The 18,060-nt window shown below is 72.1% G+C and carries 14 protein-coding genes and 1 pseudogene; 7 read left to right on the top strand and 8 right to left on the bottom strand.

Annotated elements, in window-relative coordinates; translation table 11 throughout:
- Position 1 precedes the first annotated feature (1 nt).
- From AC07DS_RS31535 to AC07DS_RS31525, 3 genes are read right to left on the bottom strand one after another with little or no spacing between them, the layout of a single operon-like run.
- Positions 2 to 943, bottom strand: coding sequence for a hydroxymethylglutaryl-CoA lyase (locus AC07DS_RS31535; RefSeq protein ID WP_479150786.1), 942 nt, complete (start codon positions 941 to 943; stop codon positions 2 to 4).
- A complete protein-coding gene (locus AC07DS_RS31530; RefSeq protein ID WP_479150785.1) occupies positions 940 to 2,880 on the bottom strand; it encodes an acetyl/propionyl/methylcrotonyl-CoA carboxylase subunit alpha in 1,941 nt (646 codons plus the stop codon). The genes AC07DS_RS31535 and AC07DS_RS31530 overlap by 4 nt, the downstream gene beginning before the upstream one ends.
- A gap of 11 nt (positions 2,881 to 2,891) precedes the next feature.
- Positions 2,892 to 4,508: a carboxyl transferase domain-containing protein gene (locus AC07DS_RS31525; RefSeq protein WP_479150783.1), complete on the bottom strand. Its 1,617-nt coding sequence runs from the start codon at positions 4,506 to 4,508 to the stop codon at positions 2,892 to 2,894.
- Positions 4,509 to 4,605: 97 nt separating this feature from the next.
- Between AC07DS_RS31525 and AC07DS_RS31520 the strand changes: the two genes are divergently transcribed.
- The 4 genes from AC07DS_RS31520 to AC07DS_RS31505 all read left to right on the top strand — a co-directional run bounded on the left by AC07DS_RS31520 (position 4,606) and on the right by AC07DS_RS31505 (position 8,593).
- The gene (locus tag AC07DS_RS31520; RefSeq protein ID WP_479150781.1) at positions 4,606 to 5,205 is read left to right on the top strand and encodes an SACE_7040 family transcriptional regulator; all 600 of its coding nucleotides are present in this window, start codon (positions 4,606 to 4,608) and stop codon (positions 5,203 to 5,205) included.
- A 513-nt stretch (positions 5,206 to 5,718) separates the two neighbouring features.
- Positions 5,719 to 6,876 (top strand): acyl-CoA dehydrogenase family protein, encoded by a 1,158-nt coding sequence (locus AC07DS_RS31515; RefSeq protein WP_479150779.1) that lies wholly within the window; start codon positions 5,719 to 5,721, stop codon positions 6,874 to 6,876.
- Between the two features lie 35 nt (positions 6,877 to 6,911).
- Positions 6,912 to 7,778, top strand: coding sequence for an acyl-CoA thioesterase II (gene tesB, locus AC07DS_RS31510; RefSeq protein WP_479150777.1), 867 nt, complete (start codon positions 6,912 to 6,914; stop codon positions 7,776 to 7,778).
- Positions 7,779 to 8,206: 428 nt separating this feature from the next.
- Positions 8,207 to 8,593: a hypothetical protein gene (locus AC07DS_RS31505; protein WP_479150776.1), complete on the top strand. Its 387-nt coding sequence runs from the start codon at positions 8,207 to 8,209 to the stop codon at positions 8,591 to 8,593.
- A 74-nt stretch (positions 8,594 to 8,667) separates the two neighbouring features.
- Here AC07DS_RS31505 and AC07DS_RS31500 read toward each other — a convergent pair whose 3' ends face one another.
- The gene (locus tag AC07DS_RS31500) at positions 8,668 to 9,456 is read right to left on the bottom strand and encodes a phosphatase (protein WP_479150774.1); all 789 of its coding nucleotides are present in this window, start codon (positions 9,454 to 9,456) and stop codon (positions 8,668 to 8,670) included.
- A 67-nt stretch (positions 9,457 to 9,523) separates the two neighbouring features.
- Positions 9,524 to 11,293 carry a PucR family transcriptional regulator gene (locus AC07DS_RS31495; protein WP_479150772.1) on the bottom strand — a complete coding sequence of 590 codons (1,770 nt, stop codon included), beginning with the start codon at positions 11,291 to 11,293 and terminating at the stop codon, positions 9,524 to 9,526.
- 186 nt (positions 11,294 to 11,479) lie between these two features.
- Between AC07DS_RS31495 and AC07DS_RS31490 the strand changes: the two genes are divergently transcribed.
- Genes AC07DS_RS31490 through AC07DS_RS31480 form a run of 3 tightly spaced genes read left to right on the top strand, consistent with a single transcriptional unit; the run spans position 11,480 to position 15,659 of the window.
- Positions 11,480 to 12,940, top strand: a complete 1,461-nt coding sequence (locus AC07DS_RS31490; protein ID WP_479150770.1) for a sodium:solute symporter family protein — start codon at positions 11,480 to 11,482, stop codon at positions 12,938 to 12,940.
- 56 nt (positions 12,941 to 12,996) lie between these two features.
- Complete coding sequence (gene speB / locus AC07DS_RS31485; RefSeq protein ID WP_067131203.1) at positions 12,997 to 13,968, top strand: agmatinase; 972 nt, start codon at positions 12,997 to 12,999, stop codon at positions 13,966 to 13,968.
- A gap of 5 nt (positions 13,969 to 13,973) precedes the next feature.
- Positions 13,974 to 15,659 (top strand): thiamine pyrophosphate-binding protein, encoded by a 1,686-nt coding sequence (locus AC07DS_RS31480; protein ID WP_479150767.1) that lies wholly within the window; start codon positions 13,974 to 13,976, stop codon positions 15,657 to 15,659.
- A gap of 30 nt (positions 15,660 to 15,689) precedes the next feature.
- On the opposite strand, the pseudogene AC07DS_RS31475 reads toward AC07DS_RS31480, so the two are convergent.
- The 3 genes and pseudogenes from AC07DS_RS31475 to AC07DS_RS31465 form a co-directional block, all read right to left on the bottom strand.
- A pseudogene (locus tag AC07DS_RS31475) lies at positions 15,690 to 15,824 on the bottom strand (DUF6210 family protein); the annotation flags it as partial.
- A 111-nt stretch (positions 15,825 to 15,935) separates the two neighbouring features.
- Positions 15,936 to 17,285 (bottom strand): VanZ family protein, encoded by a 1,350-nt coding sequence (locus tag AC07DS_RS31470; RefSeq protein ID WP_479150765.1) that lies wholly within the window; start codon positions 17,283 to 17,285, stop codon positions 15,936 to 15,938.
- A 167-nt stretch (positions 17,286 to 17,452) separates the two neighbouring features.
- Positions 17,453 to 17,806 carry a peptidase inhibitor family I36 protein gene (locus AC07DS_RS31465; protein WP_145878095.1) on the bottom strand — a complete coding sequence of 118 codons (354 nt, stop codon included), beginning with the start codon at positions 17,804 to 17,806 and terminating at the stop codon, positions 17,453 to 17,455.
- Positions 17,807 to 18,060: the final 254 nt, after the last annotated feature.

The raw sequence follows: 18,060 nt of genomic DNA, 5'->3' as shown, positions 1-18,060 counted from the left end.
ATCACTGCTCCTTGTGGGACAGGGCTCGGACGGTGCGGGACGGGCTGGGTCGGCCCAGGTGGGCGGCCATCCAGACGCTGGTGGCGACGAGGCGGCCGAGGTCGACTCCGGTGTCGATGCCGAGGCCCTGCAGCATCCACACGAGGTCTTCGGTGGCGAGATTGCCGGTCGCGGACTTGGCGTAGGGGCAGCCGCCGAGACCTCCGGCGGAGGCGTCGATCGTCGTGACCCCGTGTTCCAGTGCCGCGTAGGTGTTGGCCAGTGCCTGGCCGTAGGTGTCGTGGAAGTGCACGCCGATGACGTTGGCCGGCACGCCCTCCTCGTTGAGCAGGGAGAGGAGTTCGAGGACGTGGCCCGGGGTCGCGACCCCGATGGTGTCCCCGAGGCTCAGCTCGTCGCAGCCCATGTCCATCAGCGCCTTGCAGACGCGGGCCACCTGGTGGAGCGGGACCGCACCCTCCCAGGGGTCGCCGAAGCACATGGACACATAGCCGCGCACATGCCCGCCGGCGTCCTTCGCCTGCCGCACCACCGGGTCGAAGACGGCCAGCGACTCGTCCACGGTCCGGTTGAGGTTGGCCTTCGCGAAGGACTCCGTGGCGCTGGCGAACACCGCGATCCGGCGCGCGCCGAGCGCCAGCGCCCGGTCCAGGCCGCGCTGGTTGGGCACCAGCACGGGGAGTTCGGCACCGAGGCCGCCGAGCAGCGGGTACAGCTGCTCGGCGTCGGCGAGCTGGGGCACCCACTTGGGGTGCACGAAGCTCGTCGCCTCGATGGTGGTCAGACCCGCGTCGGCGAGCCGGCGGATGAACTCCGCCTTGATCTCCGTCGGCACGGTCATCTTCTCGTTCTGCAGCCCGTCCCGCGCGCCGACCTCGTGGATCCGCACCCGCTGGGGCAGGTCCTGGGCCGGTACGACCATGGGCAGTCCGTCGGCGCTCATTCCGCCACCGCGCCTTCCTTGTCGTGCGGTGCGATCACGGCGAGCACCTGGTCCATGGCGACCGTCGCTCCCGGGGTCACGTCCAGCTCGGCGACCGTGCCGGCGTGCGGGGCAGAGATGACGTGCTCCATCTTCATCGCCTCGACCACCAGCAGGCTCTGGCCCGCGGCCACCTCGTCACCGACGGCCACCTTCACCACGGTCACCGTGCCGGGCATCGGAGCGGTCAGCGAGTCGGCGCCCGCGTGCGCGGCTCCGGTGAGGGAGGCGGCCACCGGGTCGTGGTCGCGCACCTGCCAGGCGTCGCCGTCCCGGCCGATCCAGTCACCGGCCCGGCGGAAGGAGTGCCGGACGCCGTCGAGGGTGACGGACACCCGGTCGGCGGTGACGGTGTGGGCGCCGCGCGGGGCGTACCTGACCGGGTCGGTCGCGCGCAGGTCGAACGCGGGCCGCTTCGGCGTCCCGCCGAGGCGCCAGCCGCTCGGCACCGAGAAGGGGTCGGTCCAGCCTGCGGAGTCGGGCCGCAGCTCCGCCAGCCGTACGGCCGCCGCCGCCTCGTACACCTCCTCCGGCACGTCCGTGGCGACCAGCTCGTCCACCACCCGCTCGACCAGACCGGTGTCCAGCTCGCCCGACACCACGGCCGGATGGGCCAGCAGCCGCCGCAGGAAGCCCGCGTTGGTCTGCACGCCCAGCGTCACGGTCTCGGCGAGGGCGGCCCTGAGCTTGCGCAGCGCCGTCTCCCGGTCGGGGCCGTACGCGATGACCTTGGAGAGCATCGGGTCGTACAGGCTGCCCACCTCGGTGCCCTCGCTGAGCCCGGAGTCCGTGCGCAGGCCGTCGCCCTGCGGCTCGTTCAGCAGCAGCACCGTGCCGCCGGACGGGAGGAACCCGCGCGCGGGGTCCTCGGCGCAGATCCGGGCCTCGACCGCGTGCCCGGTGAGCCGGATGTCCGCCTGCGCGAAGCCCAGCCGCTCCCCGGCCGCCACCCGCAGCTGCCACTCGACCAGGTCGAGTCCCGTGATCAGCTCCGTGACCGGGTGCTCAACCTGGAGACGGGTGTTCATCTCCATGAAGTAGTACGAGGACGGGTCGCCGCCCGGCACGATGAACTCCACCGTGCCCGCGCCCCGGTACCCGCACGAGCGCGCCGCCTGGACGGCGGCCTCGCCCATCGCGGCCCGGGTCTCCTCATCGAGGAGCACGCTCGGCGCCTCCTCGATGATCTTCTGGTGCCTGCGCTGCAGCGAGCACTCGCGCTCACCGAGGTGGACCACGTTCCCGTGGCCGTCCGCCAGCACCTGGATCTCGATGTGCCGGGGACGGTCGACCCACCGCTCCACCAGGAGCGTGTCGTCGCCGAAGGAAGCGCGGGCCTCGCGGCGGGCGGCCGCGATCTCCTCCTCCAGCATGGTCACGTCCCGCACCAGGCGCATGCCCTTGCCGCCGCCGCCCGCCGAGGGCTTGAGCAGCACGGGGGTCCCGATCTCCCGGGCCGCGTCGGCCAGCTGGGCGTCGGAGAGCCCGCTGCCGCTGGAACCCGGCACGACCGGCACCCCGGCCGCCTTCACCGTCTCCTTGGCCCGGATCTTGTCGCCCATCAGGGCGATCGCGTCCGCGGACGGGCCGATGAAGACCAGCCCGGCCTCCTCGCACGCGCGCGCGAAGCCCGCGTTCTCGGCGAGGAAGCCGTACCCGGGGTGGACGGCCTGGGCGCCGGTGCGGGCGGCGGCCTCCAGCAGCCGCTCCACCGACAGATAGCTCTCGGCCGCGGGCGCCGGACCGATCCGTACCGCCGTGTCGGCCTCCCGTACATGCCGCGCGTCCGCGTCGGCGTCGGAGAAGACCGCCACCGAGCGCACGCCCAGCGAGCGGAGCGTACGGATGACGCGTACGGCGATCTCGCCCCGGTTGGCCACCAGCACTGTGTCGAACACGGTTCCCCTCCTCACATCCGGAAGACGCCGAACTGGGGGTCACCCAGTGGCGCGTTGGCGCAGGCCGTCAGGGCGAGTCCCAGCACCTGACGGGTCTCCAGCGGGTCGATCACGCCGTCGTCCCAGAGGCGGGCGGTGGCGTAGTAGGCGTTGCCCTGGCGCTCGTACTGCTGCCGGATCGGCGCCTTGAAGCTCTCTTCGTCCTCGGCCGGCCAGTCCTCGCCGCGCGCCTCCAGCTGGTCGCGCTTGACGGTGGCGAGGACGGAGGCGGCCTGCTCGCCGCCCATCACGGAGATCTTGGCGTTGGGCCACATCCACAGGAAGCGCGGGGAGTAGGCCCGGCCGCACATCGAGTAGTTGCCCGCGCCGTACGAGCCGCCGACCACGACGGTCAGCTTGGGGACCCTGGTGCACGCCACGGCCGTCACCATCTTGGCGCCGTGCTTGGCGATGCCACCCGCCTCGTAGTCCCTGCCGACCATGAAGCCGGAGATGTTCTGCAGGAACACCAGCGGGATGCCGCGCTGGTCGCACAGCTCGATGAAGTGCGCGCCCTTCTGGGCGGACTCCGAGAACAGGATGCCGTTGTTGGCAACGATGCCGACCGGGTGGCCGTGGATCCGGGCGAAGCCGGTGATCAGGGTCTGCCCGAACTCGGCCTTGAACTCCGCGAAGCGGGAGCCGTCGACCACGCGCGCGATGATCTCGCGCACGTCGTAGGGGGTGCGGGAGTCCACCGGGACCGCGCCGTAGAGCCCGTACGGGTCCACCTTGGGCTCCGCGACCGGGGTGACCTCCCAGGGGAGGGACTGCCGGGCGGGCAGGGTGGCGACGATGTTGCGCACGATGCGCAGGGCGTGCGCGTCGTCCTCGGCGAGGTGGTCGGTGACGCCGGAGATCCGGGAGTGGACCTCGCCGCCGCCCAGTTCCTCCGCGGTGACGACCTCGCCGGTGGCCGCCTTCACCAGCGGTGGGCCGCCCAGGAAGATCGTGCCCTGGTTGCGGACGATCACGGCCTCGTCGCTCATGGCCGGGACGTACGCGCCGCCGGCCGTGCACGAGCCGAGGACCGCCGCGATCTGCGGGATCCCGGCGCCGGACATCCGCGCCTGGTTGTAGAAGATCCGCCCGAAGTGCTCCCGGTCGGGGAAGACCTCGTCCTGCATGGGCAGGAAGGCGCCCCCGGAGTCGACCAGGTAGAGACAGGGCAGCCGGTTCTCCAGGGCGACCTCCTGCGCCCGCAGATGCTTCTTCACCGTCATCGGGTAGTACGTGCCGCCCTTGACGGTGGCGTCGTTGGCGACGATCACGCACTCGCGTCCGCTGACCCGCCCGATCCCGGCGATCACGCCGGCCGCCGGTGCCTGCCCGTCGTACATCCCGTCGGCCGCCAGGGGGGCCAGCTCCAGGAAGGGCGAGCCGGGGTCGAGCAGTGTGTCCACCCGGTCCCTCGGCAGCAGCTTGCCGCGCGCGGTGTGCCGGGCGCGGGCCTTCTCGCCGCCGCCGAGAGCCGCGGCGCCCAGCTTGGCGCGCAGCTCGTCGACGAGTGCGAGATGGCCTTGTTCATTGGCCCGCCAGGCCTCCGACGCGGGATCTGCCGCGCTCGTCAGCTCCGGTGCCTCCTGCATCCTGCGGTCCCCTCACCCAGTGGTCCTACTGGTTAATGAGCGTTAACCATTTCCTCCAGGTTAACGACCGCTAACCTCGCTGTCTAGAATTGCTTGCATGGTCACCAGAACCGACGCCCCCACCCGTCGCGAGCAGATCCTCAAGGAGGCTGCCCGGCTCTTCGCCGAGCGCGGCTTCCACGGCGTCGGTGTCGACGAGATAGGCGCCGCGGTCGGCATCAGCGGCCCCGGTCTGTACCGGCACTTCCCGGGCAAGGACGCGATGCTCGCGGAGCTGCTGGTGGGCATCAGCGGCCAGCTGCTGACCGGGGCGAAGCGGCGCCTGGCGGAGTCCGACGGGGACACCGGCCCCGCCGCCGTCCTGGACTCGCTGATCGAGGGCCACATCGACTTCGCCCTGGACGACCGTCCGCTGATCACCCTGCACGACCGTGAGCTGGACCGCCTGCGCGAGAGCGACCGCAAGCTGGTTCGGCAGCTGCAGCGGCAGTACGTGGAGCTGTGGGTCGAGGTGGTCCGCGAGGTCTACCCCGCCCTGACCGAGCCCATGGCCCGCTCGGCGGTCCACTCCGTCTTCGGCCTGCTGAACTCGACCCCCCACCTCGGCCGCGCCGGCACCCTGCCCGGCCGCGGTGCCACCGCGGAGCTGCTGCACCGGATGGCGCGGGGCGCGTTCGCGGCGGCGGGCTCCGACTGAGCCGACGGGAGGACATTCCCGTGCGGTGATACGGCAGACCCGGCGTGGCGTGGGGCATCTCGTGCGACGGCCCGCGACGGGAGCATTCCGTGTCCTGCGTGCGCATGCGGTCCGCGCTCGCGGGGGTGCCGGCGATGCCGGCCGTGCCGGCCGGGATGGTGCCGGCGGGGGCGTGAACGGGATCATCCGGACGACGCCGCCCCCGATGCCGACGGCGCGTGACGCGCTGGGCGCGGCTGCCGCTCCCTGCCCGCCCGGCCGGACCGGCACGTGCCCGCGCCCCGCGCCTTCGCCGCAGTGGCCGCCACCGGCTGTCCGCCCGGCCGGACCGGTACCTGTGTCTGCGTCCCGGGCAACTCGACGGCCGCCGTCGAACTCCTCGGCCCTCCTCCGGTCCACCGGCGAGCGTGACGAGCGTTACCCCCGGCGAACCCTGGACCCTGCCGCCTACTCACCGGTACGCTCGAGTCTGAGCAAGCGCTTAGACATGCCGAGGTACGTGGAGGTGGCGGCGTGCGCCGTACGGTGTTCAACGAGGATCACGAGGCGTTCCGGGAGACCATCCGCGCCTTCATCGAGGCCGAGGTCGTGCCCGTCTACGACGACTGGTTCGCCGCCGGCCAGGCCCCGCGCGACTTCTACTACAAGCTCGCCGAGCTGGGCGTCTTCGGTATCCGGGTCGACGAGGAGTTCGGCGGCGCGGGCATCGACTCGTACAAGTTCGAGGCCGTCATCTACGAGGAGACCGCCCGCGCGGGTATCTCCTTCGGCGGCTCCGGCGTGCACGTGCTGCTCGGCCTGCCCTACATCAAGCTGCTCGCCAGCGACGAGCAGAAGAAGCGCTACCTGCCCAAGTTCGTCTCCGGCGAGGAGATGTGGGCCATCGCGATGACCGAGCCGGGCACCGGCTCCGACCTCGCGGGCATGAAGACCACCGCCAAGCTCTCCGAGGACGGCACCCACTACGTCCTCAACGGTGCCAAGACCTTCATCACCGGTGGCGTGCACGCCGACCGCATGATCGTCTGCGCCCGCACCGCCGCGCCCATCGCCGAGGACCGCCGTCACGGCATCTCCCTCTTCGTCGTGGACACCAAGGCCGAGGGCTACTCGGTCGGCCGCAAGCTCGACAAGCTGGGCCTGAAGACCTCCGACACCGCCGAGCTGGCGTTCGTCGACGTCAAGGTCCCCGTCGAGGACCTCCTCGGCGAGGAGAACAAGGGCTTCTACTACCTCGGCCACAACCTCGCCTCCGAGCGCTGGGGCATCGCCTTCGGCGCCTACGCGCAGGCCAAGGCCGCCGTCCGGTTCGCCAAGCAGTACGTCCAGGACCGCGTCGTCTTCGGCCAGCCCGTCGCCGCCTTCCAGAACACCAAGTTCGAGCTGGCCGCCTGCCAGGCCGAGGTGGACGCCGCCGAGGCCGTCGCCGACCGCGCCACGGAGGCCCTGGACGCCGGCGAGCTGACCCCGGCCGAGGCCGCCTCCGCGAAGCTGTTCTGCACCGAGGTCGCCCACCGCGTCATCGACCGCTGCCTCCAGCTGCACGGCGGCTACGGCTTCATGAACGAGTACCCGATCGCCCGCCTGTACGCGGACAACCGCGTCAACCGCATCTACGGCGGCACCAGCGAGATCATGAAGACGATCATCGCCAAGGACATGGGTCTGTAAGGCCACGGCAATCACTGGCCGGTACAACTAACGTCATGAGCCAGGCACTCCAGAACCTCCTCGAGCTGCTCGACATCGAGCAGCTCGAGGAGGACATCTTCCGCGGCCAGTCCCGCTCCGCCGTCGTCCCGCGCGTCTTCGGCGGGCAGGTCGCGGCGCAGGCGCTGGTCGCCGCCGGGCGGACGGTCCCCGCCGACCGGCTCGCCCACTCCCTGCACGCGTACTTCCTGCGCCCGGGAGACCCCGGCGCGCCGATCGTCTACAGCGTCGACCGCATCCGCGACGGCCGGTCGTTCACGACCCGGCGCGTGGTGGCCGTCCAGCACGGCAAGCCGATCTTCCACCTCTCGGCGTCCTTCCAGACGCACGAGGAGGGCCTCGACCACCAGGCCCCCATGCCGCCCGCCCCGGACCCGGAGACCCTGCCCACCTCCCAGGAGCGGCTGCGCGGCTACGACCACCTGGACCCGGCGGTCGTGGAGAAGTTCATCGAGGCCCGCGAGGCGATCGACCTGCGCTACGTGGACGAGCCGCCGTACGGGAGGTTCGGCGAGCCGCGCGAGCCGCACAGCCAGGTGTGGTTCCGGGCCAACGGCAAGCTCGACGACGACCCCCTGCTCCATGTCGTCCTCGCCACCTACGTCTCCGACATGACCCTCCTGGACGCGGTGCTGCTCGCGCACGGGCGCGGCGGCTGGGCCGTCGGGGACGTCGTCGGGGCGTCCCTGGACCACGCGATGTGGTTCCACCGGCCCTTCCGGGCCGACGAATGGCTGCTGTACGACCAGGAATCGCCGTCCGCGCACGGCGGCCGCGGCCTCGGCCAGGCCCGCATCTACACCCAGGACGGACAGCTCGCCATCTCCGTCATCCAGGAGGGCGTGGTCCGCGTCCCGCGGTGACCCGCACACAGCTGTTGAAGGCTGAACGCATGTGGCGCGCAGCGGAGTTGAGGATCCGGACGCGGACCGCGTGCCCGGCCGGGGGACGGGTGCGTCCGGGGTCCCTCCCGGGGGCCGGGAAACACATGGTCGCCCGAAGTGACGAGTGGCGCATGGGGTACTAGGCTTTTCGAGTGAAAGCCGCAGCGCGCGGCTTGCCAGGTCGACGAGGCCCCGCACCCGACGGGCCTCAGCCGCGGAGCCCGATGGTGCGACCACGCACCGGTGGCCGCAGGTGTCGACATCGTTGGCATCCACCGTGCCGCTCAACACACTGCGGCGACATCTGAAGACCGCGCCGCATCTTCCCCCCTGGTCGCGGCGTCGGCCATCACCTCGCGCCCCTCTCCGGGAGCCGCGGGAGACGATGGAGATGGAAGGTATAACCCATGCGATCACAGCGCACGAGGCGTCTTGTCGCGATGTCCGCAGCCGGGGTGCTGCTGGCCGGCGGAGCCGCGATCGGCACGGCCGGCACAGCCTTCGCGGGCTCGTCCCACGACGACCACGGTTCCTACAGCAGCAACTGTGACGACCACGGCTGGTGGGGCGACGACGACGGCGGCGACGGCGGCTATGGCGGAGACCACGGCGGCTATGACAACGGCGGCTACGGCGGAGACCACGGCGGCTATGACAACGGCGGCTACGGCGGTGACCACGGCGGTGGCGGTGGCTACGGCGGCGGCGGTGACCACGGCGGTGGCGGTGGCTACGGCGGCGGTGACCACGGCGGTGGCGGTGGCTACGGCGGCGGTGGCGGAGGAGGCCACTGATCCGACGAGCTGAGAGTGAGGTGCGGCCCTGCCGGCAGGGCCGCACCGCGTGTGCGGGGGAGGCCGTCGGCGCCTTATGCCAGGCCGGCCTCTGCCAGCAGATACGCCGTCATCGGGTCGTAGTGGCGCGGGCTCACCACATGGTCGTCGAGCGGCACCGCCACCTGGACGGTGCCCTCGGACTCGGCGAGGAACAGCGCGGGGTCGTTGCAGTCGGCGTACCCCACGGAGTCGACGCCGTGCTGTCCGGCGTACCCGGCCCAGCCGTGGTCGGCGACCACCAGGTCCGGCAGCGGCCGCCCCGCGCGCTCAAGTCCGGTCAGGACGGCCCGCATCGGCTCACCGGAGTGTGTGTGCCACAGCGTCGCGCCGTGCTCCAGGACGGCCACGTCCGCGAACTGCATGACGTATCCCTCGTCCGTCTGCAGCCCGTCCGGGATGACCACGATCTCGCAGCCTGCGGCACGCAGCGCGGCGGCCGTGGCCCGGTGCACGTCCAGCAGACCGCCCGGGTGGCCGGTCGCGAACAGCACCCGCTGCTGCCCGTCGGCCGCCTTGCGCAGCCGGAGCGCGAGGCGCTCCAGCGCGTCCAGGGTCAGCTCGGGGTCGATGGTGTCCTGCCCGTACCGGTACTCGGGATCGTCGTTGACACCCACCCGTTCGGCCATGACCGCGAGCACGTCCTGCTCGTCCGACCACCGGTCGCCCAGCTCCAGACCGAACCAGTAGTGGCGGTCGCCGTTGGCCAGCTTGCGGTAGTGGGAGAGGTTGTTCTCGCGGGGTGTGGCGACGTCCCCCGCGATACGGGTCCTCACCAGGTGGTCGACGAGCTGGGCGCGGCTGGGTGTCCCGGATATCGGCATGCCTCCCATTGTGGGGGCAGCGCACAGGGCGCGTCCTCGGCATGCCGCACCCTGGGACGTGGCTCACTCACCCCTGGCGCAGCGCGAACCACAGCTCCATCCGTACGTCCGGGTCGTCCAGGTCTGCCTCCAGCAGGGCCGCGCACCGGGCGATCCGCTGCCGGACGGTGTTGCGGTGCACGTCCAGCGCCACCGCCGTGCGGTCCCAACTGCCGTGCAGGGACAGCCACGAGCGGAGGGTCTCGGCGAGCGCGGGCTGCGCGGCGAGCGGGGCGAGCAGCGCCCGGGCGTGGGCCTCGGCGTCCGCCCGGGGCACCAGGTCCTCCAGGCCCGGCCGGGCGCCGTGCCGGACCAGCGGGCTGCGGGTGGCGCGGGCGCGGGCCAGGGCGCGGGCCGCCTGGGTGTCGGCGGCCGGCCACTCCCGCGGGCCGACGGCCGCGCTGACCCCGAGGGTCCAGCCAGGCTGCGGGACCGGCTCGCGCTCGGCGGGCACCAGCACCCGTACGACGTCCCGGGCGAGGTCGACCAGCGGCGACCCCAGCGCGGCGCCCAGCGCGGAGGCGGCCACGGCATCCGGCGCCTGGGCCTCCGGCCGGGCGTGCACGACGACCCACCGCCCTTCTCCCACGAGCGGCGCCACCTCCTCCGGCGCCGAACCGAGCAACAGCCGTACGAGCGCGGAGGACCGGGCGGCACCGGCACCGCTGTGGTGCTCGCCGGTGAGCAGGGAGAGCAGCACGGAGGCGACGGAGGCGATGGTGTGGTCCCCGGGTTCCCGGCGCGAACCGGCCACACCGAGTACGAACCCCTCCCCGGCGCCGAGCGCGTAGGCGGCGAGATGGGTGTCGCCGTGGGTGTCGGTGGCGGAGGTGGGGACCGGGCGGGTGGCCGTGGCCGGCCGGGCCGTTGCCGGGTCGGTGGCCGAGGGCGGGGCGGTGGCGCGGTCGACGGGGTGCAGGCCCGCCGACGGGCGGGAGCCCACGGGTGCGTCGGCCTCCGCTCCGCCGCTCGTACGGCGGCCGGCCGGCCTGCCGGCGCCGCCCGCCGCCGAGTCGGCCGTGCCTTCGGCGGTGGGGCCACCGGTGCCGGTGCTACCCGCGGTCGCCCCAGGGGGCGGTACCGGCTCGAGGGCACTCGGCGGGCGGACCACCCCGGCCAGTGCCGCCAGCGCCTCGCGGGCCCCCTGCGCCGGCTCCCGGCCCGCCGCCGCGATCTCGGTGCCGTCGGGGCCGTAGAGGATCGCGTGGCCGTGCAGGCGGCCGGCCAGCTGGCGCAGTACCGAGGGCACCGGATCGGGGCGGGAGGCGGCGGCCGCGAGGCTCTGCTGGGCCTCGGTGACCCGGCGCAGCTCGGCCAGGCGCGCCTGTGCCATCAGCTGCCAGACCGCGCGGGCCACACCCGAGAAGGTCGTCTGCGGCGGGACCTCCAGGAGCGGCAGGCCGTAAGCGTCACAGGCGGCGACCAGGGCGCGCGGGACCGTGTCGTGCACGGGCGCCAGACCGAAGCCGAGGGCCGCCCCGCCCGCGGCCACGATCCGCGAGACGTAGCCGTCGAAGTAGTCCGCCAGGCTCTGGGCTCCGCCCGAGGACGGGGGACCCCCGTCCGGTCCCGCCGCCTCCGGGACGTGCACCCCGGCCGTGAGCAGCAGCTCGCCGCCGAGCAGGTAGGGGTACGGGTCGGCCATCTCCGAGGTGTGCGCCCAGTGGATCACGGTGTCCCGGTCCGAGGGCCCCGCGATCTGGCGAAGCGCGAGATCCTCACGGGCCAGCAGGGCCGAGAGCGGTACCGGTGGGGTCGGTGGGACGGCTGGGGTGATCGACTCCGGCATGGTGTGCATTCCCTCCACCCTGCCCCGTTCGTATGGATGAAACGTACACTTCGCAGTCGCTTTCCGGCCACCTAGTGTCAAGTCAGCACGGCAGCCGCGGGTACGGGCGGATGTCCCCGCGATCCGCTGCCTGCACCTTCACCCCCCATGTATCAGCACGACACGCCACCGACAGTGCGCGAAGGAGGGCCCCACATGGCCGTTGACTACACAGTGATCGTCCTCTACTTGGCCGGCATGCTGGCCATGGGCTGGTGGGGCATGCGCCGCGCCAAGTCCAAGAGCGAGTTCCTGGTGGCCGGGCGCCGCCTCGGGCCCGCCATGTACTCCGGCACCATGGCCGCGATCGTCCTCGGCGGCGCCTCCACCATCGGCGGCGTCGGCCTCGGCTACCAGTACGGGCTCTCCGGCGCCTGGATGGTCTTCACCATCGGCCTCGGCCTGCTGGCCCTGTCGGTCTTCTTCTCCGCCCGCATCGCCCGCCTGAAGGTCTACACCGTCTCCGAGATGCTGGACCTGCGCTACGGCGGCCGCGCCGGTGTCATCTCCGGTGTGGTCATGTGGGCGTACACCCTGATGCTCGCCGTCACCTCGACCATCGCCTACGCCACCATCTTCGACGTGCTCTTCGACATGAACCGCACGGTCGCGATCGTTCTCGGCGGCTCGATCGTCGTCGCGTACTCGGCGCTCGGCGGCATGTGGTCCATCACGCTGACCGACATGGTGCAGTTCGTCGTCAAGACCGTCGGTGTGCTGCTCCTGCTCCTGCCCATCGCGGTGGTCAAGGCCGGCGGCTTCTCCGAGATGAAGGCCAAGCTGCCCACGTCGTACTTCGACCCGCTGGGCATAGGCGGCGAGACGATCTTCACGTACGTGCTGATCTACACCTTCGGCATGCTGATCGGCCAGGACATCTGGCAGCGCGTGTTCACCGCCCGCAGCGACAGGACCGCGAAGTGGGGCGGCACGGTGGCCGGGACCTACTGTCTGGCCTACGCCCTCGCCGGCGCCGTCATCGGTACGGCCGCCAAGGTCCTCTACCCCAAGCTCGGCAGCCCCGACGACGCCTTCGCGACCATCGTCAAGGACGAGCTGCCCGTGGGCGTCCGCGGCCTGGTGCTGGCCGCCGCCCTCGCCGCCGTGATGTCCACGTCCTCCGGTGCCCTGATCGCCTGCGCCACGGTCGCCAACAACGACATCTGGTCCCGGCTGCGCGGCGCGGTGCGCCCTGACGGCGAAGCGCACGACGAGGTCAAGGGCAACCGCGCCTTCATCCTGATCATGGGTGTCGCGGTGATCGGCACCGCGATCGCGCTCAACAACGTCGTCGAGGCCCTGACGGTCGCCTACAACCTCCTGGTCGGCGGCCTGCTCGTCCCGATCCTCGGCGGCCTGCTGTGGAAGCGCGGCACCGTGCAGGGGGCGCTGGCCTCCGTGACCGTCGGCGGCCTCGCCGTGATCGGCCTGATGGCGGGCTACGGCATCCTCGCCAACGAGCCCGTCTACTACGGCCTGCTCGCCTCCCTCGCCGCCTACGTCGCCGTCTCCCTGGCGACCAGGCCCACCGACGAGGCCGTCCTCACCACCTGGCGCGAGCGCCTGGCCGGACGATCTCCCGAACTCGCGTCCGAACCGGTCCCGGCTCACCAGTAGAGTCGTATGAAAAGCAGTACATGCGCGATGAAGCGCAAGAAAGAAGGCATTTCATCATGAGCAGCAACGAGACGCCCCGCGGCCCCGTCGACTCCTCCCGCATCCCGCGGTACGCCGGCCCCGCGACCTTCGCCCGGTTGCCCCGCCTCGACGAGGTCGGCACCGCCGACGTCGCCGTCGTGGGCGTGCCGTTCGACTCCGGCGTCTCGTACCGGCCGGGCGCCCGCTTCGGCGGCAACGCCATCCGCGAGGCGTCCCGGCTGCTGCGCCCGTACAACCCGGCGCAGGACGCCTCCCCCTTCGCCCTCGCCCAGGTCGCGGACGGCGGCGACATCGCCGTGAACCCGTTCAACATCAACGAGGCGGTCGACACCATCGAGGCCGCGGCCGACGAGCTGCTCGGCACCGGCGCCCGCCTGATGACCCTGGGCGGCGACCACACCATCGCCCTGCCCCTGCTCCGCTCGGTCGCGAAGAAGCACGGCCCGGTGGCCCTGCTCCACTTCGACGCGCACCTGGACACCTGGGACACCTACTTCGGCGCCGAGTACACCCACGGCACCCCGTTCCGCCGCGCGGTGGAGGAGGGCATCCTCGACACCGAGGCGCTCTCCCACGTCGGCACCCGCGGCCCGCTGTACGGCAAGCAGGACCTGACCGACGACGAGAAGATGGGCTTCGGCATCGTCACCTCCGCGGACATCTACCGCCGCGGCGCCGACGAGGTCGCCGACCAGCTGCGCCAGCGCATCGGCGACCGCCCGCTGTACATCTCCATCGACATCGACTGCCTGGACCCGGCCCACGCGCCCGGCACCGGCACCCCGGAGGCGGGCGGCATGACCTCCCGCGAGCTGCTGGAGATCCTGCGCGGGCTGGCGTCGTGCAACCTGGTCTCGGCGGACGTCGTCGAGGTGGCCCCCGCGTACGACCACGCGGAGATCACGTCGGTGGCGGCCTCCCACACGGCGTACGAACTGACCACCATCATGAGCCGCCAGATCGCGGCGGCGCGGAAGGACGCGTAAGCGCAGTGACTCACGACCACGACCTGGTACTCCGCCCGACGGCGGCACAGATCTCGACCGCTCTGAACCCGCCCCCCGGGCGCAACGGCGGAGACCTGGTCGTGGAGACGCTGGCCGGGCTCGGCGCGACGACGGTCTTCGGGCTGCCCGGCCAGCACGCGCTGGGCATGTTCGACGCCCTGCGCCGCTCGTCCCTGCGGTATGTGGGCCTGCGGGTGGAGAACAACGCGGGCTTCGCGGCGGACGCGTACGGCCGCGTCACCGGCGAGGCGGCCCCGCTGCTGCTCTCGACCGGCCCGGGCGCGCTGACCTCACTGGCCGCGCTGCAGGAGGCCTCCGCCGCCTCCGCCCCCATCCTGGCGATCAGCAGCCAGATCCCGACGCCGGGCCTGGGCGGCGGCCGCCACGGCTACCTGCACGAACTCCCGGACCAGGCGGCCTCGTTCCGGGGTGTGGTGAAGTCGGTCCACACGGTCCGCACCCAGTCCCAGATCCCCTCGGCCATCGCGGCGGCCTGGCAGTCGGCGCTGACCGCCCCGCACGGTCCGGTGTGGGTGGAGATCCCGCAGGACGTGCTGCTCGCCGAGACCGCCCTGCCGGTGGTGACGGCGATGGACGCGACTCCGGAGGACCTGGTCCCGCGCCCCGAACTGACGGCGGTGGCCGCGGACCTGCTGTCCCGCGCCGCCCGCCCGGCGATCATCGCGGGCGGCGGAGTCGTACGCTCGGACGCCTCGGGGAAGCTGAAGGCGCTGGCGGAGAAGCTGGACGCCCCCGTGGTCACCACCTTCGGCGGCAAGGGTGCCTTCCCCTGGAACCACCCCCTCTCCCTCCAGTCCTGGCTGGAGGACCGCCACACGACGGACTTCCTGGAGGACGCGGACGTCCTGCTGGTGGTCGGCTCGGGCCTCGGCGAACTCTCCTCGAACTACCACACGTTCAAGCCCCGGGGCCGGGTCGTCCAGATCGAGGCGGACCTCGGCAAGCTGGAGTCCAACCATCCGGCCCTCGGCATCCACGCGGACGCCCGGCTGGCTCTCCAGGCCCTGCTGGAGACGGTGGAGGAGCGCACAGACGCGTCGGCGCCGGAGCGCGTACGCGAGGTGCTCTCCCGGGTCACCTCCCGCATCGCCGCCCAGGAACTGACCCTGGAACAGGACGTGTTGGCATCGGTCCGGCGCGCCCTCCCCGCCGACTCCCCGTCCTTCTGGGACATGACGATCCTGGCCTACTGGGCATGGTCGGCCTTCGACGCGCAGGGCCCGAACACCATGCACTCCGCACAGGGCGCCGGTGGCCTCGGCTACGGCTTCCCGGCGGCGCTCGGCGCGGCCGCCGCGGACCCCGGCCGGCCGGTCCTGGCGGTCTCGGGCGACGGCGGAGCCCTGTACTCGATCGCCGAGCTGGCCACGGCGAGGCAGTACGACCTCCCCGTGACCTGGCTGATCGTCGACGACGGCGGCTACGGCATCCTCCGCGAGTACATGACCGACGCCTTCGGTGAGGCGACGGCCACGGAACTGACCCGCCCCGACTACGTCGCCCTCGCCGAGTCCTTCGGCGTCCCCGGGGTCCGCACGACCCCGGAGGCCCTGGAGGAGGACCTGACGAAGGCACTCGCGTCCCCCGGCCCCTCGGTCGTCGTACTCCCCGCCGTACTGCGGATGTTCGCGCCCACGCACCTGGGCTAGGGCGCCTGCGGCCCAGCCGGAGTTCTCCCGGACCAGCAACCCGGGGCCATCCGGCGTCACGACCGGGACCCACGCCTCGTCGACCTCGGCGAGGCGGGTCTCGTCGAGGGCCAGCGGGGTGGGGGACAGGCCGTCCCGGTCGGCGGAGCCGTAGATGTAGACCACCCCGGTCTCCGCCGCCACGATGAGGAACGCCCAGCCCTGGTGTGTGCCGGTGCCGTCCGGGTCGAGGAAGATGTGCCGCCGGTCGTCGTCCACTTCAGCCACAGGGCGCCTTCACTCGTCGTAGATCTCTCCGGTGGCCGCGTCGAGGACCGTGTTCATCGGGTCGCAGCTCTCGCCGTTCTTGCCGGGCTTGCAGTGCGTGTCCACGACGCTCACGGACCACACCGCGCGCCAGGGCCCCTGCCAGCCCTTGGCGCGTTCGGTCCTCAGCTCGTCGGCGTGGATCTTCAGATGGTCGAGATCGGCGCCGTTCCTCTTCCACTCCTTGGCGGCGATCTGCTCGGCCTGCTTCGCCGAGAGCAGCCGGGCCGGAAGGTCCAGGTGCCTGGGGCCGAAGTCGGCCAGCAGCTGGGAGACGCGGCCCGAGCGGTTGATCTGCACGTCGAGGATGCGCGGCATCGCCACCCCGCGCTCCTTGAACCGCCATGACGTGCGCCAGCCGAACTCGGCCTTCCGGCCGACGGGTTGCGTCGCGTGGAAGGAGGCCGCACCGGCCCAGGGGTAGTGGGCCTGCATGTAGGAGCGGGCGATGCGGTACGCGTCCTGGGCGTCGTGGGGCGTGCCCGCGCCGGGGACCGGGAAGCTCGCCGGCGTCGGCGGCTCGGATTCCTCGAAGCTCACGTTCAGCCGGCGTCCGCCGGGCCACATCAGCTCCGCGGGGTACGCGCCGGCGATCTGTATGGACATCCAGCCGTTGAAGCCGTCGAGGCCGGGGCTGACGCGCACGTCGCCGACGTGGTACCGGTCGCCGAAGGCCGCACGGATGACGTGCTCGGCGGTCTCCCGCTCGTCGCCGTGCGCGTCACGCACGCTGGAACCGTCCACGTGGTTCACGGTGACCGCGGTCCGGAAGACGACCGCTCCCGCCACGGCGCACACCACGGCCACGATCAGCGTGGGCGTGGCCCATGCACGCCAGGCGACCCGGCCTCGCACCAGCAGCAGCCCCGCAGCCACGCCCAGGACGCCGCCACCGGCGTTCATCTCCACGTCGGCGCTGTCGCAGATACCGCTCGCGAACGGAGCGAGTGTCTGGGTGAGTTCGATGAGACAGGGCAGCGCGAGGACACCGACGAGCACGGGAAGCGGACGCCGCAGTGCCAGGACACCGAACAGGCCGAGCGGGACGAACATCGCCAGGTTCCACAGGCCCTGCGTGGTGTACAGCGGCTCGGTGATCTCGTGGTTGATCACGCACTCGGCGTGTCCCGCCGCGCCGCCGCGCAAGGCGAGGGTGACGCCGAGGACACCGGTCAGACAGAACGCCAGTGGCAGCCACCACACCGCGTGCTCCACTTCGCGGCGACGGGCCACGGCCCACATGGCCATGCCCATGACAGCGGCGACGACGGTGAGTCCGGCAAGGAACCCCATGTCGTCGCCGAAGACAGCTTCGAACAACTTGCTCTTCCCCCGTGAAGCGCCACCGGTCCCGCCGGTGGCGCGCGCTCCGACGACCTGGTCAGGGTGTCGGGCGTCGAATTGACCAGAGTTTCGAAATCGACCCTACCTTGCGGTAGTTGTCGCCGAAGCGCCTGAGCGAGGGGGGCGGGCCGGTGGGCCCGGGATCAGCAGGCGCCCGGGCCCACCCCGTCGATGCGGCCGCCGAAGTCTCCGTAGTACTGGGAGCGCCAGTCGCCGTTGAAGACGTCCCGCTTCTCGGTCGGGTCCCAGTTGATGAAGCAGGCCCGGGTGGAGGCGACGAAGGAGCCCACGTTGTCATGGAGGTTGGGCGGCATGTCGCGGTAGCCGCTGCGGGCCGTCCACTCCCAGTAGTCCCCGCCGAAGCCCTCCCCGCTCCAGAAGCACACCGAGCCGTCGGGGCAGGAGGGCGCGGCGGCCTGGGCCGCGGCGGTCTGGGTGGGCAGGAGGAGGGCGGTCAGGGCGAGAGCGGCGGCCAGGGACCAGGAGCGAAACTTCACGAGCCTCTCCAGAAAAGGGAGTTGGGATACCTCGGCGGTCGTGCCGAGCTGTCGCCATGCTCCTGTTCCGGAACGGGGACACGCCCGGGCCCAAGATCGGCATCACTGGTGTGGGCGAACAAATAGAACTATTGACACTGTACGTTTTTCCGGCTCGGTCGAACGGCGGGGGGGGGGGGGGGGGGGGGGGGGGGGGGGGGGGGAGGGGGGGGGGGGGGGGGGGGGGTGGGTTGGGCGGTTCAGGACGTAGGGGA

Source organism: Streptomyces sp. NPDC044064 (genome assembly GCF_056434245.1).
This window is presented reverse-complemented; position numbering and strand designations above follow the sequence as displayed.

Coding starts and splice junctions, on each gene's coding strand:
- tesB (WP_479150777.1), top strand. CDS start 6,912: ATGAGCCAGGCACTCCAGAACCTCCTCGAGCTGCTCGACATCGAGCAG.
- AC07DS_RS31535 (WP_479150786.1), bottom strand. CDS start 943: ATGAGCGCCGACGGACTGCCCATGGTCGTACCGGCCCAGGACCTGCCC.
- AC07DS_RS31505 (WP_479150776.1), top strand. CDS start 8,207: ATGCGATCACAGCGCACGAGGCGTCTTGTCGCGATGTCCGCAGCCGGG.
- AC07DS_RS31490 (WP_479150770.1), top strand. CDS start 11,480: ATGGCCGTTGACTACACAGTGATCGTCCTCTACTTGGCCGGCATGCTG.
- AC07DS_RS31495 (WP_479150772.1), bottom strand. CDS start 11,293: ATGCACACCATGCCGGAGTCGATCACCCCAGCCGTCCCACCGACCCCA.
- AC07DS_RS31525 (WP_479150783.1), bottom strand. CDS start 4,508: ATGCAGGAGGCACCGGAGCTGACGAGCGCGGCAGATCCCGCGTCGGAG.
- AC07DS_RS31520 (WP_479150781.1), top strand. CDS start 4,606: ATGGTCACCAGAACCGACGCCCCCACCCGTCGCGAGCAGATCCTCAAG.
- speB (WP_067131203.1), top strand. CDS start 12,997: ATGAGCAGCAACGAGACGCCCCGCGGCCCCGTCGACTCCTCCCGCATC.
- AC07DS_RS31500 (WP_479150774.1), bottom strand. CDS start 9,456: ATGCCGATATCCGGGACACCCAGCCGCGCCCAGCTCGTCGACCACCTG.